Source organism: Paenibacillus jilunlii (genome assembly GCF_900102965.1).
Classification (GTDB): Bacteria; Bacillota; Bacilli; order Paenibacillales; family Paenibacillaceae; genus Paenibacillus_AQ; species Paenibacillus_AQ jilunlii.
Map to the genome: position 1 here is coordinate 1 of NZ_FNGM01000031.1, position 18,618 is coordinate 18,618.

Annotated in this window: 15 protein-coding genes and 1 riboswitch; of the genes, 10 read left to right on the forward strand and 5 right to left on the reverse strand. The window is 51.7% G+C overall.

Going from position 1 to position 18,618, the window contains the following annotated elements:
• Positions 1-1,216 (forward strand): group II intron reverse transcriptase/maturase (gene ltrA, locus BLQ82_RS29645; protein WP_074648192.1); only part of this gene is annotated, 1,216 nt, incomplete at its 5' end.
• Positions 1,217-2,043: 827 nt separating this feature from the next.
• On the opposite strand, the gene BLQ82_RS29650 is transcribed toward ltrA, so the two are convergent.
• Both BLQ82_RS29650 and BLQ82_RS29655 read right to left on the reverse strand, forming a co-directional pair.
• Positions 2,044-3,537, reverse strand: a complete 1,494-nt coding sequence (locus tag BLQ82_RS29650) for an amino acid permease (protein ID WP_062519174.1) — start codon at positions 3,535-3,537, stop codon at positions 2,044-2,046.
• Between the two features lie 135 nt (positions 3,538-3,672).
• A riboswitch (Lysine riboswitch) is annotated at positions 3,673-3,887 on the reverse strand.
• 100 nt (positions 3,888-3,987) lie between these two features.
• Positions 3,988-5,121: a virulence factor gene (locus tag BLQ82_RS29655; protein WP_074648817.1), complete on the reverse strand. Its 1,134-nt coding sequence runs from the start codon at positions 5,119-5,121 to the stop codon at positions 3,988-3,990.
• Between the two features lie 243 nt (positions 5,122-5,364).
• On the opposite strand from BLQ82_RS29655, the gene BLQ82_RS29660 reads away from it, so the two are divergent.
• The gene (locus tag BLQ82_RS29660) at positions 5,365-6,354 is read left to right on the forward strand and encodes an MBL fold metallo-hydrolase (protein WP_062519163.1); all 990 of its coding nucleotides are present in this window, start codon (positions 5,365-5,367) and stop codon (positions 6,352-6,354) included.
• Positions 6,355-6,473: 119 nt separating this feature from the next.
• Positions 6,474-8,099: an ABC-F family ATP-binding cassette domain-containing protein gene (locus tag BLQ82_RS29665; RefSeq protein WP_062519161.1), complete on the forward strand. Its 1,626-nt coding sequence runs from the start codon at positions 6,474-6,476 to the stop codon at positions 8,097-8,099.
• 101 nt (positions 8,100-8,200) lie between these two features.
• Here the strand turns inward: BLQ82_RS29665 and BLQ82_RS29670 are convergent, their stop codons facing one another.
• Positions 8,201-8,386 (reverse strand): hypothetical protein, encoded by a 186-nt coding sequence (locus BLQ82_RS29670; RefSeq protein WP_062519159.1) that lies wholly within the window; start codon positions 8,384-8,386, stop codon positions 8,201-8,203.
• A gap of 129 nt (positions 8,387-8,515) precedes the next feature.
• Here BLQ82_RS29670 and BLQ82_RS29675 point away from each other — a divergent pair, with 129 nt between their 5' ends.
• Positions 8,516-9,391, forward strand: a complete 876-nt coding sequence (locus BLQ82_RS29675; protein WP_208810720.1) for a cation diffusion facilitator family transporter — start codon at positions 8,516-8,518, stop codon at positions 9,389-9,391.
• 210 nt (positions 9,392-9,601) lie between these two features.
• Complete coding sequence (locus tag BLQ82_RS29680) at positions 9,602-10,672, forward strand: C40 family peptidase (RefSeq protein ID WP_062519155.1); 1,071 nt, start codon at positions 9,602-9,604, stop codon at positions 10,670-10,672.
• A 304-nt stretch (positions 10,673-10,976) separates the two neighbouring features.
• On the opposite strand, the gene BLQ82_RS29685 is transcribed toward BLQ82_RS29680, so the two are convergent.
• Positions 10,977-11,360, reverse strand: coding sequence for a hypothetical protein (locus tag BLQ82_RS29685; protein WP_062519153.1), 384 nt, complete (start codon positions 11,358-11,360; stop codon positions 10,977-10,979).
• 298 nt (positions 11,361-11,658) lie between these two features.
• Positions 11,659-11,826: a DUF1328 domain-containing protein gene (locus tag BLQ82_RS29690; RefSeq protein ID WP_046505773.1), complete on the reverse strand. Its 168-nt coding sequence runs from the start codon at positions 11,824-11,826 to the stop codon at positions 11,659-11,661.
• A 182-nt stretch (positions 11,827-12,008) separates the two neighbouring features.
• Between BLQ82_RS29690 and BLQ82_RS29695 the strand changes: the two genes are divergently transcribed.
• The 5 genes from BLQ82_RS29695 (at position 12,009) to BLQ82_RS29715 (ending at position 18,605) form a co-directional block, all read left to right on the forward strand.
• Positions 12,009-12,515 carry a DUF948 domain-containing protein gene (locus BLQ82_RS29695; RefSeq protein ID WP_062519151.1) on the forward strand — a complete coding sequence of 169 codons (507 nt, stop codon included), beginning with the start codon at positions 12,009-12,011 and terminating at the stop codon, positions 12,513-12,515.
• 252 nt (positions 12,516-12,767) lie between these two features.
• On the forward strand, positions 12,768-13,118 hold the full coding sequence (locus BLQ82_RS29700; protein WP_143013592.1) for a hypothetical protein: 351 nt from the start codon (positions 12,768-12,770) through the stop codon (positions 13,116-13,118).
• A gap of 87 nt (positions 13,119-13,205) precedes the next feature.
• Positions 13,206-13,553: a YflT domain-containing protein gene (locus BLQ82_RS29705; RefSeq protein WP_062519147.1), complete on the forward strand. Its 348-nt coding sequence runs from the start codon at positions 13,206-13,208 to the stop codon at positions 13,551-13,553.
• Positions 13,554-13,767: 214 nt separating this feature from the next.
• Positions 13,768-14,940, forward strand: coding sequence for a SpoIIE family protein phosphatase (locus BLQ82_RS29710; protein ID WP_062519143.1), 1,173 nt, complete (start codon positions 13,768-13,770; stop codon positions 14,938-14,940).
• Positions 14,937-18,605 carry a response regulator gene (locus tag BLQ82_RS29715; RefSeq protein ID WP_062519142.1) on the forward strand — a complete coding sequence of 1,223 codons (3,669 nt, stop codon included), beginning with the start codon at positions 14,937-14,939 and terminating at the stop codon, positions 18,603-18,605. The genes BLQ82_RS29710 and BLQ82_RS29715 overlap by 4 nt, the downstream gene beginning before the upstream one ends.
• Positions 18,606-18,618: the final 13 nt, after the last annotated feature.

Here is an 18,618-nt window from a genome sequence, read left to right on the forward strand (position 1 = left end):
GAACAAGAAGCGTAAATTCCATGCCTTGTACGACAAAGTCTATCGGTGGGATGTGCTGTGTGAAGCCTGGAAACGCGTGAAAGCGAACAAGGGAGCGGCAGGAGTAGATGCCGTGACACTCGCAGATATTGGGGAACAAGGAGAAACAGCATTCCTCAAGTACTGTGAGCGAGAATTGAAAGAAGGCAGCTACCAACCGCAACCTGTACGGCGGCACTATATCCCAAAGAAAGATGGGAAACCAAGGCCGCTAGGCATACCCACTGTGCGCGACCGCGTCATACAGATGGCAACTGAGCTGGTAATTGAACCCATCTTTGAAGCAGACTTTGAAGAAGTCTCTTACGGATTTCGTCCGAAACGAAGTGCGAAAGGAGCGCTGGATCGAATCCGGAAAGCCTGCAACCGCAAAGGGAATTGGGTAGTCGACGTCGATATCCAAGGTTACTTCGACAATATTAATCAAGAGAAGCTCATGAAATTGATACAGATGCGTATCAATGACAGGCGGATCCTGAAATGTATACGGAAGTGGCTACAGGCGGGAGTCATGGAAGAAGGAAACGTAAAGCGATCTGATTTAGGCACTCCGCAAGGTGGCGTCATTTCACCGCTGCTGGCGAATATCTACCTGAACTACTTTGACCGATTGTGGGAGAAACACGGAAGTGGAATGGGAGAACTGACAAGGTATGCAGACGACTTTGTAGTGGTCTGCAAAACCAAAAAGGACGCCGAACATGCGTATGAACTCATACGCAGAATCATGGAACGTCTGGAACTCACCCTACACCCGACGAAAACCCGAATTGTAGGCTTGTGGACAGGAGACGAAGGGTTCGACTTTTTAGGAATGCACCACCGAAAAACGAAAGCAGAAACTTCTCAAGGGAAGGTATATTATACCACGCAACAGTGGCTAACGAAGAAGGCAGAGGAACGGATCCGAGGCGTGGTCAAAAACAGATTAGCACCGCCGAGCATGCGCTCAAGATCGTTCGCGGAACAGGTGGAATGGCTCAATCCAAAAATTCAAGGATGGAGAAATTACTACTACACGAACTATAGCCAAAAGAGGTTAGCTAAGCTGGATTGGTATATTTTGCAGAGATTAACCCGGTGGTATGCGAAGAAGAGACAACGTAGGAGATGGATGAGTTCATTATCTGAGGTTAAGCATATGGCCAACATGCATGGACTAAAAACGCTATTGTGATCTGCATGCCCATGAATGACAAACATCGGAAAGCCGTATGAGGGAAAACCTCACGTACGGTTTGATGAGGAGGGGCTGGTTTAAATCCAGCCCTTTACTCTAGAGGAAATTATGGTTTTTTTAAGTTATGGATAAGGTGTGTATAAAACTGGTGATAAGTAGAAGGGCAGGAAACTCACCCATAAATGGGTGGAAATCAGCCGGATTCGATCGCCTTTTTCCAACTAACACTGGCCAAGAAGTAGGTGAACAGTGATAGTTGGAAAAAAGAAACTTATTTCTCTCAGAAATCAACAACTGTGAAATTTAAGTGGAAAAAGGGAACTTAATTGGGCGATATTACTTAGTTAGGGGCGATATGTGCTGAACTAGTTACCCTTTTTCCACTTAACCTGCGGAGAACAGGAGATTCGGGCAAATTAGTTATCCTTTTTCCACTTGGAATTGCTGAAGGACCATAAAGGGTTCCCCTAAGGTGTTAACCCCCGAAAACCTTGCACGGAATACAACAAAGTGTGATTTAAGCAGGCCGAATGGGCGAACATCTTGTACGTTATAGAACAATCTGTGTCCTAAGTACGCTAAACGGACAAAAATCTTGTGAATTGTACAACAATGTGGGCGCGGCTTCACCATATGGACGAAAATCCTGCATGTTATACAACAAATGCGGAGCTTCGTAACCTCCAAGACCCTTATTCACTCGCGAGGGTGATTTTGTTACTGAATTAAGAAAATATTGCACGATCTCCCGCATGTTCTGCTTCAACCACTACTCATGCGGACGGAGGGAGCTTCTGCCCCTGGCCTCTGGTCTGAGAAGGGGCTTACTCCGGATGCGTGCTTAGATCGCATTGATCCAGCGGGACAATGCGGCTCTTGCGGAACCAGCGGTAGCCGAACCAGATCAGCAGGAACAGCGGCAGACTGATATAGGAGACAAGGATACCGTACCAGTCGATGCTTTCGCCTGTGAAAGCGCCGAGGTTCTGGCCAAAAACAGCGATAAGGCATAAGACCAGTGCGAAGAGCGGTCCGAAAGGGAACCATCTGGCCCGGTATGGCAATTCCGCAAGCGAATGTCCCTGCTTCACAAAAGCGCGGCGGAAACGGTAATGGCATACGGCGATGCCCAGCCAGTTAATGAAGCCGCACATTCCGGATGCATTAAGCAGCCAATTATAGACCGCACCGTCGCCAAAGAATGAGGCCAGAAAAGCCAGCATGCCGACTGCTGTGGTAACCAGCAGCGCGCCTACAGGCACCCCGCGGCGGTTGAGCCTGCCGAGGGCACGCGGTGCCATGCCATCCTTGGCCATCGCATACAGGACGCGGGTGGAAGCGTACATGCCCGAGTTCCCGGCTGACAGCACTGAACTCAGGATGACTGCGTTCATGACAGATGCAGCAATCGCAAGCCCTGCTTTATTGAACACAATCGTGAACGGGCTGACGCCGATATCGTCAATTCCGCTGCGGAGCAGATCGGGATTGGTGTAAGGGATCAGCAGGCCGATGACAAGTATGGCGAAGATATAGAAGATTAGAATTCGCCAGAACACCCGGCGGATGGCCAGCGGTACATTCCGGCGCGGATTTTCACTCTCACCTGCGGCTACCCCGACAAGCTCAGTCCCCTGGAACGAGAACCCTGCAGCCATGAAGACGCCGACGAAGGCAAAAAATCCGCCGTGGAAAGAGCTGCCGCCAAGCTGGAAGTTGCTGAAACCGACCGCCTTGCCGCCCAAAATACCGAAGATCATCAACACCCCGACCGTCAGAAAGACGATAACGGTAATGATTTTGATAATGGCAAACCAGTATTCCGATTCCCCATAGCCGCGTGCAGACAAAAAGTTGAGTCCGAACATCAGCAGCAGGAACAGAAGGCTCCAGAGGATGGAAGGGCTGTCCGGGAACCAGTACTTAATAATTACAGTGGCAGCGGATAGCTCCGCAGCGATAGTGACCGCCCAGTTGTACCAGAAGTTCCAGCCGATGGCGAAACCGAAGGCGGGGCTGACAAACCGGGTGCCGTAGGTGCTGAAAGAGCCGGAGTCCGGCAAGTAAGTTGCCAGCTCACCCAGGCTGGTCATTAGAAAATACACCATAATGCCGACAGCAGTGTAGGCCAGCAGTGCGCCTCCCGGACCCGAAGAGGCGATAGCGCCGCCGCTCGCGAGGAACAGGCCGGTTCCGATGGAGCCGCCGAGCGCGATCATGGTTAAATGTCTGGCCTTGAAGGTTTTGCGCAGCCCCGGAGCGGGAGCTTTGCTGCTCTGCTCCAGTTTGTGCGGCTGATTATTGTTCCTGACTTGCATAAGTAGGACACTCCCTCTAATTATAATGTTTCTGTTCAAGGGCTCTAACCAAGAAGCATATCCATTCTGCAAGCGCAAAAAAACCGCAGACAGATTCTGCGGTTTCCTGTATTTACAGCTCCGCACCATACTCCCTGTTCAGATAGCGCAACACAGTGCCTGCCCGCAGTTTCCTGACGGGCCATGCCCTGTGACAGTTCCGTGCCTTTCGGCAACGGCCCCAGCCCGCGCAGCATCATAAGAGCAGCGGCGCAGACTTCGGCGGATATTCCTTTCGGCGGCGTTTCACAGACGGCTCTTATAGCGTCTCCACGCGCGTACTCTTTATATCCGCGACCTCTACCTCATCTTAGGTATGATGAGGCTATCTTTATAATGATATGAACACAACAGGGTTTAGTATAATGCAACTTGCCTGGGCAAGCAATGACAAATTACGGCAGGTAAGCGTTAGGTTCTCCGGCGCTCTGACATCTGCTGCCAGACGGTACCGGCAGCCTCTTCGCCGGAGGCGATGCGCTCAAGCGCCATTCTGGCCTGCAGGCCCACCTCGAATTCCGGGTCGTCCACAGCCAGGCTTAGTGCCTCCTGAGCCTCGGCCGTACCGACCTCATAGAGGAAGCGCGCCGCCCGCCAGCGGACCAGCTTGCTCTTGTCCGTGAGCGACGCCGTCATCACCGGCGTCGCCGCGGAATCGCCGATGTCGGACAGCGTGTCTCCGGCCGTGCGCCGCACGGCCGGGGCGCTGTCTGCCATCGCCTCATAGAGCAGCTCCATCGCCTCGGGCGTGCGGATGTCGCCCAGGTACACGACCGCCAGCCTGCGGATATGCAGCTTGGGGTCGTGCAGCGCTGCGCGCAGCTCCGGCAGGAGCTCTGCAGTAGGCGCCAGGTCCTCCAGCGCGGCGTAGCGCACGCGCCAGTCCTCGTCCTTCAGGTCTCGCAGCAGCTCGGCCTGATCCTTCTTCTGCCGCTGCTCGACGAACTCGCCGCCAGCCCCGTGCGCGATGGCCTGCTGCACGAGGGAGTCGAGGCGTTCCTGCGGATACGCCGCTTCCAGCTCCTGCTCGACCTCGCGCGCGATGGCTTCGGGCTCGCCGTACCGCACGCCGTAATCGGTGAGCTTGCGCTCTTTGATCAGTACGGCGCTGGCGACATCCGTTACCGCCTTCGTGAACCGGGCGGAGAGGGCGATGCGCTCCTCACCCGCGCCGGTTTTGACGCGGATCTGGATCGGGATGCCGCGGAACATCTGTACGAATACCTGTGATTCCCCGAAGTGTGCACCGGCATTCTCATCCTCCAGGTTGAAGTCTGCACTTAGACCCTCCGCACCGAACCGGGTCTGGACCTCGCGGAGAATCGCAGCCCAGTCAGCGCTGCCTTTGCGCTCCAGCGCAGCGAAGTCGGCAGCGTGATAAATGCTGGTGACGCCCGGAATGGTGAGCATCTCCCGCGCCCAGGAAGGGGCGGAACGCTGGCTTTCCGGTGTATAGGTACGGCGGACTCCGGGCTCCAGAGTCTCATCCAGATGAAGCTTCATCGTATTGGGACTTGGAGTCGGTTCTATAAATGTGATCTTCATACGTTAGGCTCCCCCTTTGATCGGCATAATTGACTGTAAGTGCTGTACCCGCATTTTACCTCATTTCGGTCACCTAACACAAAAGGCAGGCTGCATCAGTCCGCTTAAGCCTGGTACGAAATGGTTAAACTTTTAATTACATAAGGGTATGCGCTCAGCGCGGCTTTTTGCAAAACGGTCCGTGGAATCCTATAGTGTAAAAGAAGAGATATTTTCCGGCAGCTTGTTAAGGAGAGATGCTGAATGGCCAGAGTACGCTACAATAACATCGACAATGTCAGTACAGATAAAACGCTCAAGCAGCTCCGCCAATGGCGGGAGGAACGGCGGATGAAGAAGAAAGATTACTCCTATAAAGTACCTAATCATCCTCCGAAGCTGGAATACCTGGCGGGGAACCGTCTGGATACGACCATTACCTGGATCGGACATTCTACTTTTTTGCTTCAATATGAAGGGGTAAATATTATTACCGATCCTGTATGGGCCCGGCGGCTCGGGTTTGAGAAACGCATTACCCCGCCCGGCATTCCGCTCAGCGGGATTCCGCCCGTGGATCTGATCCTGATCTCCCATTCCCATTACGATCATCTGCATCTTGCTTCTATCCGTAAGCTGTACAAGGCGGGAACAACGCTTGTGGTGCCGGTGGGCCTGAAGCGCAAGATGGTGCGCAAAGGCTTTGTGAACTGCCTGGAAATGCAGTGGTGGGAGGAAATAAAGGTAGGCGCGGTGAAGCTGACCTTTGTCCCGACGCAGCACTGGACGCGGCGGACGCCGTTCGATACCAATACCTCCCACTGGGGCGGCTTTGTGCTGGAGCCTGCTGAGCCCGGCAAGCATCCCCAGGGGGACGGGGAGGCGCGCAGGCTGCCGCCCAATCTGTATTTTGCCGGGGACAGCGGCTTCTTCCCGGGGTTCAAGGAGATTGGCAGGCGCTTCAAGCTGCATGTGGCGCTGATGCCGATCGGGGCCTATGAGCCGGAATGGTTCATGAGCTCGCAGCATGTGACCCCTGAGGAGGCCATTCAGGCCTTTTTGGATGTGGGTGCGGAGCTGATGATTCCGATGCATTTCGGAACCTTCCGGCTGGCCGATGATACCGCACGTGAGGCGCTGGACCGGATGGAACAGGCGCGGCTGGCACAAGGGATTGCTGGGGAGCGGATACGCACCCTGGCCTACGGGGAAACACTGATTGTACATCCCGAGGAGCGCATACCCGGCCCATAGGATCACCTGCATCCACTTTTAGGGCAAAACTACACTTTATAGGGTGATCTGCGGGCCTTTTCCCTTGGATTTATGCTATAATGAGCCGGAACCCTAAGTGAAAAGGATGGTAATGCTTAATGATCAGTACAAGCGGCGTAACACTCCGCTACGGAAAACGCGCACTATTTGAGGATGTAAACATAAAATTCACACCCGGCAACTGCTACGGCCTGATCGGGGCCAACGGTGCCGGCAAATCCACGTTTCTGAAGATTCTGTCCGGAGAGATTGAAGCCAATACCGGTGAAGTGCATATGACTCCTGGTGAACGGCTGGCAGTTCTGAAGCAGAACCATTTCGAGTATGATGAATACCCGGTGCTGGAAACGGTAATCATGGGGCATACCCGCCTGTATGACATCATGAAGGAGAAGGATGCGCTGTATGCCAAAAGCGATTTCTCCGAAGCCGACGGCCTGCGCGCCGGTGAGCTAGAAGGGGAATTCGCCGAACTGAACGGCTGGGATGCCGAGCCGGATGCAGCGGCGATGCTGATCGGCCTCGGAATCATGCGTGAGATGCATGACAAGAAGATGGCCGAACTCAGCGGCAATGAGAAGGTCCGCGTGCTGCTGGCCCAGGCTCTGTTCGGGCGCCCGAACAACCTGCTGCTCGATGAGCCTACCAACCATTTGGATCTGGAATCCATCGGCTGGCTGGAGAACTTCCTCATGGATTATGAGGGTACGGTTATTGTTGTATCCCATGACCGCCACTTCCTGAACAAGGTATGTACCCATATTGCGGATATTGATTTCGGCAAAATCCAGATGTATGTCGGCAACTATGACTTCTGGTACGAGTCCAGCCAGCTCGCACAGACGCTGCAGCGTGACGCGAATAAGAAGAAGGAAGACAAGATCAAGGAGCTGCAGGCGTTTATCCAGCGCTTCTCGGCCAATGCTTCCAAGTCCAAGCAGGCAACCTCCCGCAAGAAGCAGCTGGAGAAGATTACGCTGGACGATATCCGTCCATCGAACCGGAAATATCCGTTCCTCAACTTCAAGCCTGAGCGTGAGGCCGGCAAGCAGCTGCTTACGATCAGCGGCCTGACCAAAACGGTTGAAGGCGAAAAAATGCTGGATGAATTCAGTATTGTGGTCAATAAAGGCGACAAAATCGCTTTTGTCGGTCCGAATTCCCAGCCGAAATCGCTGCTGTTCGATATCATTATGGGTGAGAAGGAAGCTGACGCCGGAGAGTATACCTGGGGGGTTACAACAACCCAGGCTTATTTCCCCAAAGACAACTCCCGATACTTCGACGGGGTGGATATGAACCTGGTGGAATGGCTGCGCCAATATTCCAAGGATCAGGACGAAACCTTCCTGCGCGGATTCCTGGGCCGGATGCTCTTTGCCGGTGAAGAAGCGCTGAAGAAGGCCAGTGTGCTGTCCGGGGGCGAGAAGGTCCGCTGTATGCTGGCCAAGATGATGCTGAACGGGGCGAATGTGCTCGTATTTGATGAGCCTACCAACCACTTGGATCTGGAGTCGATCACTGCGCTGAACAACGGGCTGATTGATTTTGACGGTACGATCCTGTTCACTTCCCATGACCATCAGTTCATCCAGACGATTGCCAACCGCATCATTGAAATTACACCGGCAGGGGTTATCGACCGCACCATGACCTATGATGAGTATCTGGAGAACCCGGAAATCAAGGAAATGCGTGCCCGGATGTATCCTGTAGAGGTATAAGAACTATATATGAAGCTTTGAACACTAACCCGTTCATATGAAAAACGGCTGCGTCGTCCCCAAAGGGATAACGCAGCCGTTTATGTTCAAATCTTACAAATCTATGAGCCTCCGGTACGGCGGCGCTGGTTGTTGGGCTTCTTGTTGTTCTGGCTTTTCAGCGGTTTGGCGGAACCGGCCTGAAACGTGGAGCCGGGTCTGGCGGAAGATTGCTGCTTCTTCTGTTCCAGCTTTTGGCGGATGGCATCCGCCAGATTGATTTTTGGTTTGTCGTTGCTCTCGCTCATTATGTAACCCCCTTAGGTAGCAAGTTCTTTCCTTCATTCTAATTGTTTTTAAATGCTGCCACAAGGGCAAGAATAATTCAAAGAATGATCTGCCGGTGCTCGGGAACCGTATAGAGATCAATAGGGGGGATGGCAGTGGCTGATATCTATGATGATATTCGTAAAGGTGAACGCGGCGCTCTGATCAGCATTATCGCCTATCTCATTCTTTCGGCCTTCAAGCTGATCAGCGGCTATGTATTTGGCTCAAGCGCGCTGCTTGCGGACGGCTTCAACAACCTCACCGACATTGTGGCTTCGCTGGCGGTATTGATCGGCCTGCGCATTTCGCGGAAGCCGCCTGATTCCGACCATACCTACGGACATTTCCGCGCGGAGACGGTGGCGGCGCTGCTGGCTTCCTTCATCATGGCCATGGTCGGCATTCAGGTTATTGTGGAAGCGGTACGCTCCTTGTTTGAAGGGGCCAAAGAAATCCCGCAGCTATGGTCAGCCGGGGTGGCGGTGGTGTGTGCCGCAGCTATGATGGGGGTATATATATATAACAAGCGGCTCGCCAGACAGATTAATAACGGTGCGCTGCTGGCAGCCGCCAAGGATAATTTCTCCGATGCCATGGTCAGCATAGGGGCTGCAGTGGGGATCGCCGGCGCGCAGTTCGGCTTACCCTGGATTGATTCGGCCGCAGCCGTGGCCGTCGGCTTGCTGATTCTGAAGACGGCATGGGATATTTTCCGCGATTCCACGTACCGCCTGACGGACGGGTTCGATCAGGATAGATTGCTGGATCTGCGCAGCACCATTGCCCGGACACCCGGAGTTGAAGGCATCAGGGATTTAAAAGCCCGCGTTCACGGCAATCATGTCCTGGTGGATGTGGTTATAGAAGTCGATGCCGAGATCACAGTAATGCAGGGTCATGAGATTAGCGACTCCATTGAGGAGCGGATGAGCACGCTGCATAACATTATGAATGTGCAGGTACATGTGGAACCCAAGCGATAGTTCCTTAATTTCTCCTAGTTAGCTGTAATTTCCACCAATTTCAAGGAGAAATCAAGACTATAGACCCGGGGGTTACCATAAGTTGGCAAGCTTTTTTGTGAAATTTGGAGCATGTTCCAATTCCCGGCCAAGCCTATAATGAGTGCAGAAAGCAACTAACGAAGCGCGCGACGTTGTTGAATTTCTCATTACGCTAACCGGGGGAACTCTATGATCGTACCACATAAAAGGATAGCAGCATCGCTGCTCGTCTCGGCATCACTTGCACTGTCATTCGGAGTATTCAATCCTCAGCAGGTGCAGGCCGCTTCTGTCACTGCTAATTCATCTATTACAGCATCTGCAGCGCAAACAGGTGTGATTATCTCTTCTGTCCGTCTGCGCACAGCGCCATCGACAAGCGGGAAAGTGCTGAAATATTTGAATAAAGGCGACCAGGTGGTCATTCTTGAAGAAACGAACAGCTATTGGTATAAAGTCAGAACAGCAGACGGCGACGTTGGGTATACCAGCAGGGGAGAGCAGTATATCAGTGTGGCTGTAACCCCGGCAGCTCAAACGGGAGTGATTCAGTCTACTGTCCGTCTGCGGGAGGCCCCTTCAACCAGCGGACAGGTTATAGGATATTTATACTCAGGTGACCGGGTAACTATTGTGGAAGAAACGAATAGTTACTGGTACAAGGTGAGAACGGCAAATGGTAATGTTGGTTATACCAGCTCGTCGGATCAATACATTGCAGCAGATGGGGGAACAGCGGCACCGACTCCAGTCCCGGCGCCCGTACCAACTCCGACGCCTGTACCGGTGCCAGCCCCGGTGCCTCCGGCTCCTCCGCAGGCGAATGTAATTGAGAGTGTGATCGCCGCAGGTATGGGTTATCTTGGAACTCCGTATGAGTTCGGCTCCAGCCGCAGCGATACCAGCACCTTCGATTGCTCCGATTTCATCCGGCAGATCTTCATGGACGCAGCCAATCTGAAGCTTCCCGCCGATTCGCGGCAGCAAGGAGATTGGATCAAGCAGAACAGTACGGTAGTGACGGATATCTCCGGACTCAAGCGCGGGGATCTGATGTTTTTTATGGATTATAAAGGCAGCTCGGATTCAGCCTATGCCGGAATTGACAAGTCGGCGGCAAGAATTACGCATGTGGCTATGTATTTAGGTGACGGCCAGCTGCTACAGACGTATTCCGTGGCCTCCGGCGGCGTACGGGTTGATAAATTAAGCGCTTCTTGGATGAAACGTTTCCTTTACGGAGGTTCGGTCATCCGCTAAAATATAGATTGTAGGTCATGAAGCGAGAGCAGTACAGTTTGTGACGGGTGAACTAGTGCGGGTGTTTGGCGGGGCTATCCCTTCAGTGGAATTATTCTACTGGAGGGATAGCCTCTATTTCTATGCCGCGGCCGGATTTTAACCAGCAACGGCAAAAAGCCGGGCAGGATCTGTACAGATCCTGCCCGGCTGCTTCTATGTACGCCCGCAGAGTAATTAAAGGACGCGGATTACGGGCCCCATCAAAGCTGTAGATAAGCTTCACAGCATGTTTTTGAGATCCAGGCTAAAATGGAAAAAGTGATTACAGGGCCGGAGTGATTACATAGGCGGATACAGGCACCTTGATCCATGCTTTGCCCAGCCATGTGTAAATTTCTCTCCATTCATTGCCCGCGCTGTCTGTCGTCACAGCACCTGTAGTATCTATGGTCTGGGCGCTCAGCAAGCCGGCTGGAGTCATGCTGCCCACGGAAAGGTGGAAAGGAGTGGCTTTTGTCAGGATAATCATAGGTGTTGCCGGTTTGAGATCTGCCTGCGTGATTACTGTTTCGAATTTGTCACCATAAGTGCTGCCTGTTACGGTTGTGGCACTTGTGGCGGTACCGGATACTTCAGCGGCTGAAGCCGTTGCTGCAAAAGAAGCTACAAGTCCCATTGCTACTGCGATGCTGGCGAATTTTTTCATCAGTGATTCCTCCTAGGATAAGTTTGGTTGTTGTAGTGGGATTTCCCATGTTTATCTGTGCTAATATGATGTAAACAGAAAAAGGACCCTATGAACCAATCGGATTATTTTTTTTATTTTACGCAGCACTGTTGAGGATGCGAGGCCTACAATTTCTGTAATGTGAATAAGATATAGGGAATTTAGAAGCGGGGGGTGCGGAGCAGAAAGCTTAACGCACAAAAAGCCCGAAACTCCACAAGGAGTTCAGGCTCAGAGGTCTGCCTATGCAGATTATGTTGAAGACAGCAGGCCGGGGTTACAACGATCTTCCCCTGCGTCCCATAAAGAGTGAAACGATGAACAGAATCAGGAAGATGTAGAACAGTACCTTTGCAATGCCTACAGCGGCTGCAACAACATTGAAGAATCCGAAAATACCGGCGATTAAAGCTATGACGAGCAGAATTACCGACCATTTTAGCATGATGTGTCATCCTTTCGGTGATGAAGAATATAGTCGAATGTAGTCATTGTTTAAACGGGTACTTTTGTTTTGAAACAAGGAGCAGGGGCCCTTGACATTTTGTTTCGGCCCATTCCGGTAAGGGTAACTATGCAGTACAAGGCAGAGCAAGCCGACATTCAAGATTGGAAGGGGTTTTGGAAATGATCATTGATCTTAGCGTCGCACTGGTTGCGATTGCATTCGCCGTACTTGTCTTCTTTTTAATTAAAACCTTGAAATCAGCGAAGGAATCCCTCGACAAGGTCAGCCAGACTCTGCAGGAAGTTCAGAAAACGATCGATGAGCTTACTTATGAAGTGAAAACAACGGTCAGACACGCCAATGATATTACCGCAGATGTGCAAACCAAAATTCAGAAGATTGATCCGATTGTCGATTCCGTGAAGAACCTTGGCGACGTCATGAACGAACTAACCCTGACTGTAAAGCAGGTATCGGTAACTGTAATTGAGAAATACCGCAAATCGCGTGAACTGAAGGAGAAGGCTAAGGCTGTATCTATAGAAAATACTCCGCTTACTCCTGCAGAAGAACGGACCGTGAAATCCTATGAGACTGTAAATGCCAAGAAAGCTCCCGGAAAGATCGCAATGGCTCTAAAAGGCGTAGACACGGCTGCTGCCATCTGGCAGAAATTCCGTCATTAACCGGCATAGCTGAGGGACGCCCTTGGCGGCAATGCCAGGCAGCAGAAACCTGATGAAAGGCGGGATGGTTCTATGAACGTTATCCTTCTCTTGCTGAGTTTCCTTTCTCCCTATTTTTCTGCATCTCCGCAAAAGGAGCCTGTTGCCGCTTGGCTGTACCCGCAACCGCCCGTAGTTCAGTCCTTCGAGCACAGTGTGAATGTCAGTCCCTATATAGGAAGCTTTAACTCCTTAGCAGGGGTGTCGCTCTATATGCCGCTAGAAGAACTGCTGCAGGTTAAGGGCTCGCCGCTTGAGGTTACGCCAGATCCTTGGCAGGGCTGCCAGGAGTACCATTATGCCGATATGTCTGCAGGAATCTGTGAGGGGGCTGTACTATATGTGCATGTCACTCCAGCTGAAGCACGACAATACGGCCTGTATCTGAATGATCAGCGGATTGAACCGCATAAGAATAATCTCGCTCAGATTCTGGGCACACCTGATTTTGTTGCCGAGGACGGAGATGTGTATATGAGGGGAAGTACCGCACTCAAGATTTACCGGAATTCTCAGAGTGGTGAATGGGACGGTATCGATTTGTTTGACGGAAATTCTTCCTGAGGCGTTTCAATAGGACGATAAAATGGTTAATGAAATTCAGCCATCTTAATAGCGTTGTCCCTCATATCATACAAGGAGCGTGATTTCATGGATACAATCCGTACGCAGGCTTATGCCAAGCTGCTGGAGAATGGTATTCAGGCGATAGAAGAAGTGAACCGCCTGCTGGGCAGCGGCTACACAAGGGATGACCTCTATGTGATCAGCCATAATGAGGACCGCGAAGGCCGGATTGCGGATGCTGCGGACACGAATGAAGTGGGATTGCATGAAGAAGGGCTGTTTGGCGCAATTGCCAACATGTTCCGCTCGCGGGGTGACGCGCTCCGTAACAAGATTACTTCACTGGGATTCAGTGCCGCAGAAGCGGCATATTACGAGAAAGAGCTTGATTCGGGCAAGGTTCTCGTGATTGCCAAAAAAAATCTGCATTAATCTGATTGTTTTCGTATGAAGAGTCCTATAGTTCAATAGCGTAACCTCCAGTCCCACTACACGTGGTGGTGCTGGAGGTTACTTTGTTGAATACGACAACATGCATTTCTTCCAATATATTGTTTAATGGAAACCAGCCGTTTAAATATCGTATGATAGAATGGACTATTGCTGAATTTTACGTTGACACACTATACGTGCGAGGTGAAGAAGATTGAGAATTTTGATCGTAGACGATAATCCGACCAACGTAATTATTATCCGCGAAATTCTAAAAAAAGAGAATTACCGGAATTTTATAACGGCAGCTTCTGCCAAAGAAATGCTCAAACTGCTGGGCATCGGATCAGGAAATGAGGAGAAGCATTCCAGGCAGTCTGATATAGATTTGATTCTGCTGGATATGATGATGCCGGAGATGGATGGGATTGAAGCCTGCCGGGTTGTCCAGCAGCATGAGCATCTGCGGGATATCCCGATTATTATGGTTACCGCTGTTGGCGATTCCAAAAAATTAGCGGAGGCGCTGGACGCCGGTGCTGTGGATTATGTGACCAAGCCGATTAACAAGGTGGAGCTGATGGCGCGTATCCGGCTGGCGCTGCGCCTGAAGCGCGAGAAGGATTGGCATGTGGAGCGGGATCAGCGGATACAGGATGAGCTGAAGCTGGCCGCCCTGGTTCAGAATGCGGTTCTTAGTCTGCCGCTGAAGGATGAGGCGTTTGAAGTCCATGCCATTTATCAGCCTTCATTTGAACTCGCAGGGGACTTGTATGCCTGGTATCCCCTGGGAGAAGGACGGTATGCCGTTATTCTGCTGGATATGATGGGACATGGGATTTCCTCTTCGCTGTTCTGCATGTTTTTGGCCTCCGTTCTCAAGGACACTGTAACCACATATGTGCAGCCGGAAAAAGTTATACAGGAGCTTAACCGGCGTTTTAACCAGCTGTATATTGAGAAGCAGCTGGTACAGTATTATTTTACCGCGATCTATCTTGTCATCGATACCCGGCTGAAACGCATTGACTACGTGAATGCCGGACACCCGCCGGGGCTCTTCTTTGAAGGGGGAGCTGCCACGCCGGTTTTGCTGGAGAGCAACTGCCATCCGGTAGGTTTATTCGACAGTATTGAGATCCAGCCGCAGACCCTGACCTTTGAGGATGAAGGCCACTTGGTGCTGTATACGGATGGGCTGCTGGAAATGGCCGAGGGCGGGCAGGAAGAACAGCTGGAATTTATGACCTCTCATTTGAATGGAGGACATGAATGGCAGGAGGAGCCGATGCGTGCTGCTTTCTTCAACGAGGCTCCTAATGAGGAGCGGGACGATGACAAATGCCTAGTATGGATTTCGCTGAAGAAAGGAACAGATCCGGAATGAAAATAAAGGCTAAGCTGCTGATCGGCTTCAGTGCAATACTCGCCATTATGCTGGCGCTGACTTTCATTGGATATGATCGGCTTAATTATATGAGCAGCCAGCTGGACAGCTTTCAGGACAGATACAGCAAGGGCCGCTCCTCCTCCGGACTCCGGGGGGAAGTTAACGACATGGCGCGTATTCTCACGACATCTATGCTGAATGCCGACCGGCTCTCGGTCGATTCCCAAAAAAGCGAGATTGGGACAAAGGTTAAAAAAGCCGAGGGATACTTGAAGGCGATAGAGGAGTCGACGGAAACAGCGGAAGAAATGCAGCTGCTGACCCGGATTGAAGCGGCGTATTCCGCTTATATGACTTATCAGAACAAAGCGCTTGATATGCTGTCCGCCGGCTATTTTCAGAATGCGAATGCCTACCGGAATTCGGAGGGGCAGAAGATTCAGAATGAGGTGCTGGACAGCCTGAATGCTCTCTCGGATTACAACGCCTTCAGAATGACCGAGGAAAACAACAAAGCTCAGGCTGCTTATGAGCGATCTATTCAAATGGTGACCTTAATTATGATTGTGGGGCTGCTGCTGGGGCTTGGAGTCGTGTTGTGGGTGATTCCGAGCATTACACGCGGTCTTAATGTCGTCTCCATGATGATTAGGAGCTTTGGCAATGGCAAAATGAGGGCCATCCGCCGGATCAAGGTTACCTCCAAGGACGAGATCGGGGATGTCGCCAGGGTGTTTCAGGACATGGCGGGGGATCTCGAACAGAAACAGGAGATGGAGAAGGCTTATGCGCAGGCGCAAAGCGACCAGGCCTGGCTGAATGCGAATATTGCCCGTGTGACGGAACTGCTGCGCGGAGTCAGCTCGCTGGAGCAGGTATCGCAGACCTTTATCAGTGAATTCACTCCTGTGCTCGGGGCCGAATACGGGGCGATCTATCTGAAGGATCAGAACAATCCGAACCTGCTCTCCAGCAGTGCCTATTATGCGGGAGAAGCGGGCGGGAAGCCTAAAGACAGCTTTGAAATCGGCCAGGGTCTTGTGGGGCAAAGCGCGCTGGACAAAAAGCCGATCAGGCTGGCCAAGGCTCCGGAGGACTATGTTTCGGTTACATCCGGATTTGGAGGTTCGCACCCGGATCATATTCTGATTTACCCGCTGCTCTTCGAAGATGAGTTGATGGGGGTTGTGGAATTCGCTTCCTTTACACCACTCAGCAACTTGCAGAATGAATTGCTGCATCAGCTTGCGAACAACCTGGGTGTGATTCTGAATAATATCAGCCGGCGGCTTGTGGTGGAAGAGCTGCTGCGGGAATCCCAGGCGCTTACAGAAGAACTGCAATGCCAGTCGGAGGAACTGCAGACACAACAGGAAGAGCTCCGCCGCTCCAACGAAAATCTGGAGGAGCAGACGGATGCGCTCAGACGTTCCGAAGATTTGCTGCAGCGGCAGCAGGAGGAGCTGGAGCACTACAATACCGAGCTGGTCGCCAAAACCCGTGCCCTGGAGGATCAGGTGCAAGAGGTTGAGGAGAAGAAGGATGAAATCGAGCATGCCCGCCGCCAGTTGGAGAAGCAGGCTATGCAGCTTGCAGTAACCAGTAAATATAAATCCGAGTTCCTGGCCAATATGTCCCATGAGCTTCGCACTCCATTGAACAGTCTGCTGATTCTATCCCAGCTGCTTACAGAGAACAAGGACGGGAATCTGACAGAGAAGCAGGTAGAATTCGCGCATACGATCTATATGTCCGGTGCCGACCTGCTCAAAATGATCGATGAGATTCTCGATCTGTCCAAGGTGGACGCCGGCAAAATGGAATTGAATTACGAAGAAATACCGCTGACCGATCTGAAAACCTTTGTGAAGCAGAATTTTGCACCGCAGGCTGCCAAGAAAGGGTTGTCTTTGCGTCTTTTATTCGACGAGCCGCTGCCGGATTCGATTTTTACCGACAGCCACCGCCTGAAACAAATTCTGCGGAATCTGCTGTCCAATGCCTTTAAGTTCACAAGTGAAGGCTTTGTGGAATTTTCGGTGAGTGCCGCAGATAAGGAACAGCTGCCTGCCTTCCTTCCGCATGAGTTCGATTATATTGCGCTTTCCGTGAAGGATAGCGGGATTGGTATTCCTGCGGATAAGACAGACATTGTCTTTGAAGCTTTCCAACAGGTGGATGGAACAACCAGCCGCAAATATGGCGGTACAGGACTGGGCCTGTCCATCAGCCGTGAACTCGCCCGGCTGATGGGGGGGGCCATTGGACTGGATTCGCGCGAAGGACAAGGCAGCATTTTTACCTTGTACCTGCCGGTTAAAGGCCATTACAGCCTGCTTCCAGGTGCGGTCCAGGCTGCAGCCGCTCAAGAGGCTTATGCCGTGACTGATTATGATAGCGAACGGAGTGAGGACTATACCCCGGAAGCTTCGTCTGCACCGCTGGAACCTGTGGTAGTGGAGGATGACCGGGAGGATTTGTCTTCCAAGGACAAGGTTCTCTTGATTATTGAAGATGATGAGAAATTCGCTAAGATTCTGCTCGATATGGCCCGGAGCCGCGGGTTCAAAGGTCTGGTGGCTCTTCAGGGTGATATCGGTCTGAATATGGCCACAACGTATCTGCCGGACGCCATTATCCTTGATATTCAGCTGCCGGTTATGGATGGCTGGGCGATTCTCCGGGAGCTTAAGGGCTCCTCGCAGACCCGGCATATTCCTGTTCATGTCATTTCCGTGAATGATGAAGTGAAGCAGGGGCTGATGATGGGGGCCATGGCTTACTTAAGAAAGCCCTCCTCCAGAGAAGCGCTGGAGCGGGCGTTCTCGCAGATTGAGAACTATACAGCCAGCACCTTGAAGCATTTGCTGATTGTAGAGGATGATGATATTCAGCGCCGTTCCATTATGGAGCTTATCGGACATGATGATGTAGCCATCACCGCAGTCTCCACCGGCCATGAAGCGCTGGAAGAGCTGCGCAAGCAAAGATACGACTGTATGGTTCTGGATCTGATGCTGGACGATATGACAGGTTTCGAGCTGCTGGATCAAATTCGTGATGATGAAGAATTGAATGATCTGCCGATTATTATCTACACCGGCAAGGACCTGGACAGCAAGGAAGAAACAAGGCTTCGTAAATATGCAGAATCCATTATTATTAAGGATGTGCGTTCACCGGAAAGGCTGCTGGATGAAACCACATTGTTCCTGCACCGTGTGGAAGCCAATCTGCCTGAAGACAAGCGTAAAATCCTGCAAAAGCTGCACAATAAAGAAGAGCTCTTCGACGGCAAGAAGATATTGCTGGTCGATGACGATATCCGCAACGTATTTGCACTGTCCAGCGTACTGGAAGGTTACCATATGGAAGTGAAATTTGCAGAGAACGGCCGTGAGGCGCTGGACATGCTGGTAGAGCAGGAGGACTTCGATCTGGTGCTGATGGACATGATGATGCCGGAGATGGATGGATACGAGGCGATGCGCCGGATCAGGCAGATGCCGCAATACTCGAAGCTGCCGATTATTGCGCTTACAGCCAAAGCAATGAAAGAGGACCGTGCCAAGTGTATTGAGGCCGGTGCCTCCGATTATATGAAGAAACCTATCAGTACGGAACAGCTTCTTTCACTAATGCGTGTGTGGTTGTATTCGTAAGCCTGCTTTTGGG

Bases quoted from the DNA above. Each gene is read 5' to 3' on its own strand.
- BLQ82_RS29705 (WP_062519147.1), top strand. From the start codon at position 13,206: ATGGATACAATCCGTACGCAGGCTTATGCCAAGCTGCTGGAGAATGGT.
- BLQ82_RS29680 (WP_062519155.1), top strand. From the start codon at position 9,602: ATGATCGTACCACATAAAAGGATAGCAGCATCGCTGCTCGTCTCGGCA.
- BLQ82_RS29665 (WP_062519161.1), top strand. From the start codon at position 6,474: ATGATCAGTACAAGCGGCGTAACACTCCGCTACGGAAAACGCGCACTA.
- BLQ82_RS29660 (WP_062519163.1), top strand. From the start codon at position 5,365: ATGGCCAGAGTACGCTACAATAACATCGACAATGTCAGTACAGATAAA.
- BLQ82_RS29675 (WP_208810720.1), top strand. From the start codon at position 8,516: ATGGCAGTGGCTGATATCTATGATGATATTCGTAAAGGTGAACGCGGC.
- BLQ82_RS29700 (WP_143013592.1), top strand. From the start codon at position 12,768: ATGCCGCTAGAAGAACTGCTGCAGGTTAAGGGCTCGCCGCTTGAGGTT.
- BLQ82_RS29655 (WP_074648817.1), bottom strand. From the start codon at position 5,121: ATGAAGATCACATTTATAGAACCGACTCCAAGTCCCAATACGATGAAG.
- BLQ82_RS29670 (WP_062519159.1), bottom strand. From the start codon at position 8,386: ATGAGCGAGAGCAACGACAAACCAAAAATCAATCTGGCGGATGCCATC.
- BLQ82_RS29685 (WP_062519153.1), bottom strand. From the start codon at position 11,360: ATGAAAAAATTCGCCAGCATCGCAGTAGCAATGGGACTTGTAGCTTCT.
- BLQ82_RS29690 (WP_046505773.1), bottom strand. From the start codon at position 11,826: ATGCTAAAATGGTCGGTAATTCTGCTCGTCATAGCTTTAATCGCCGGT.
- BLQ82_RS29650 (WP_062519174.1), bottom strand. From the start codon at position 3,537: ATGCAAGTCAGGAACAATAATCAGCCGCACAAACTGGAGCAGAGCAGC.
- BLQ82_RS29695 (WP_062519151.1), top strand. From the start codon at position 12,009: ATGATCATTGATCTTAGCGTCGCACTGGTTGCGATTGCATTCGCCGTA.
- BLQ82_RS29715 (WP_062519142.1), top strand. From the start codon at position 14,937: ATGAAAATAAAGGCTAAGCTGCTGATCGGCTTCAGTGCAATACTCGCC.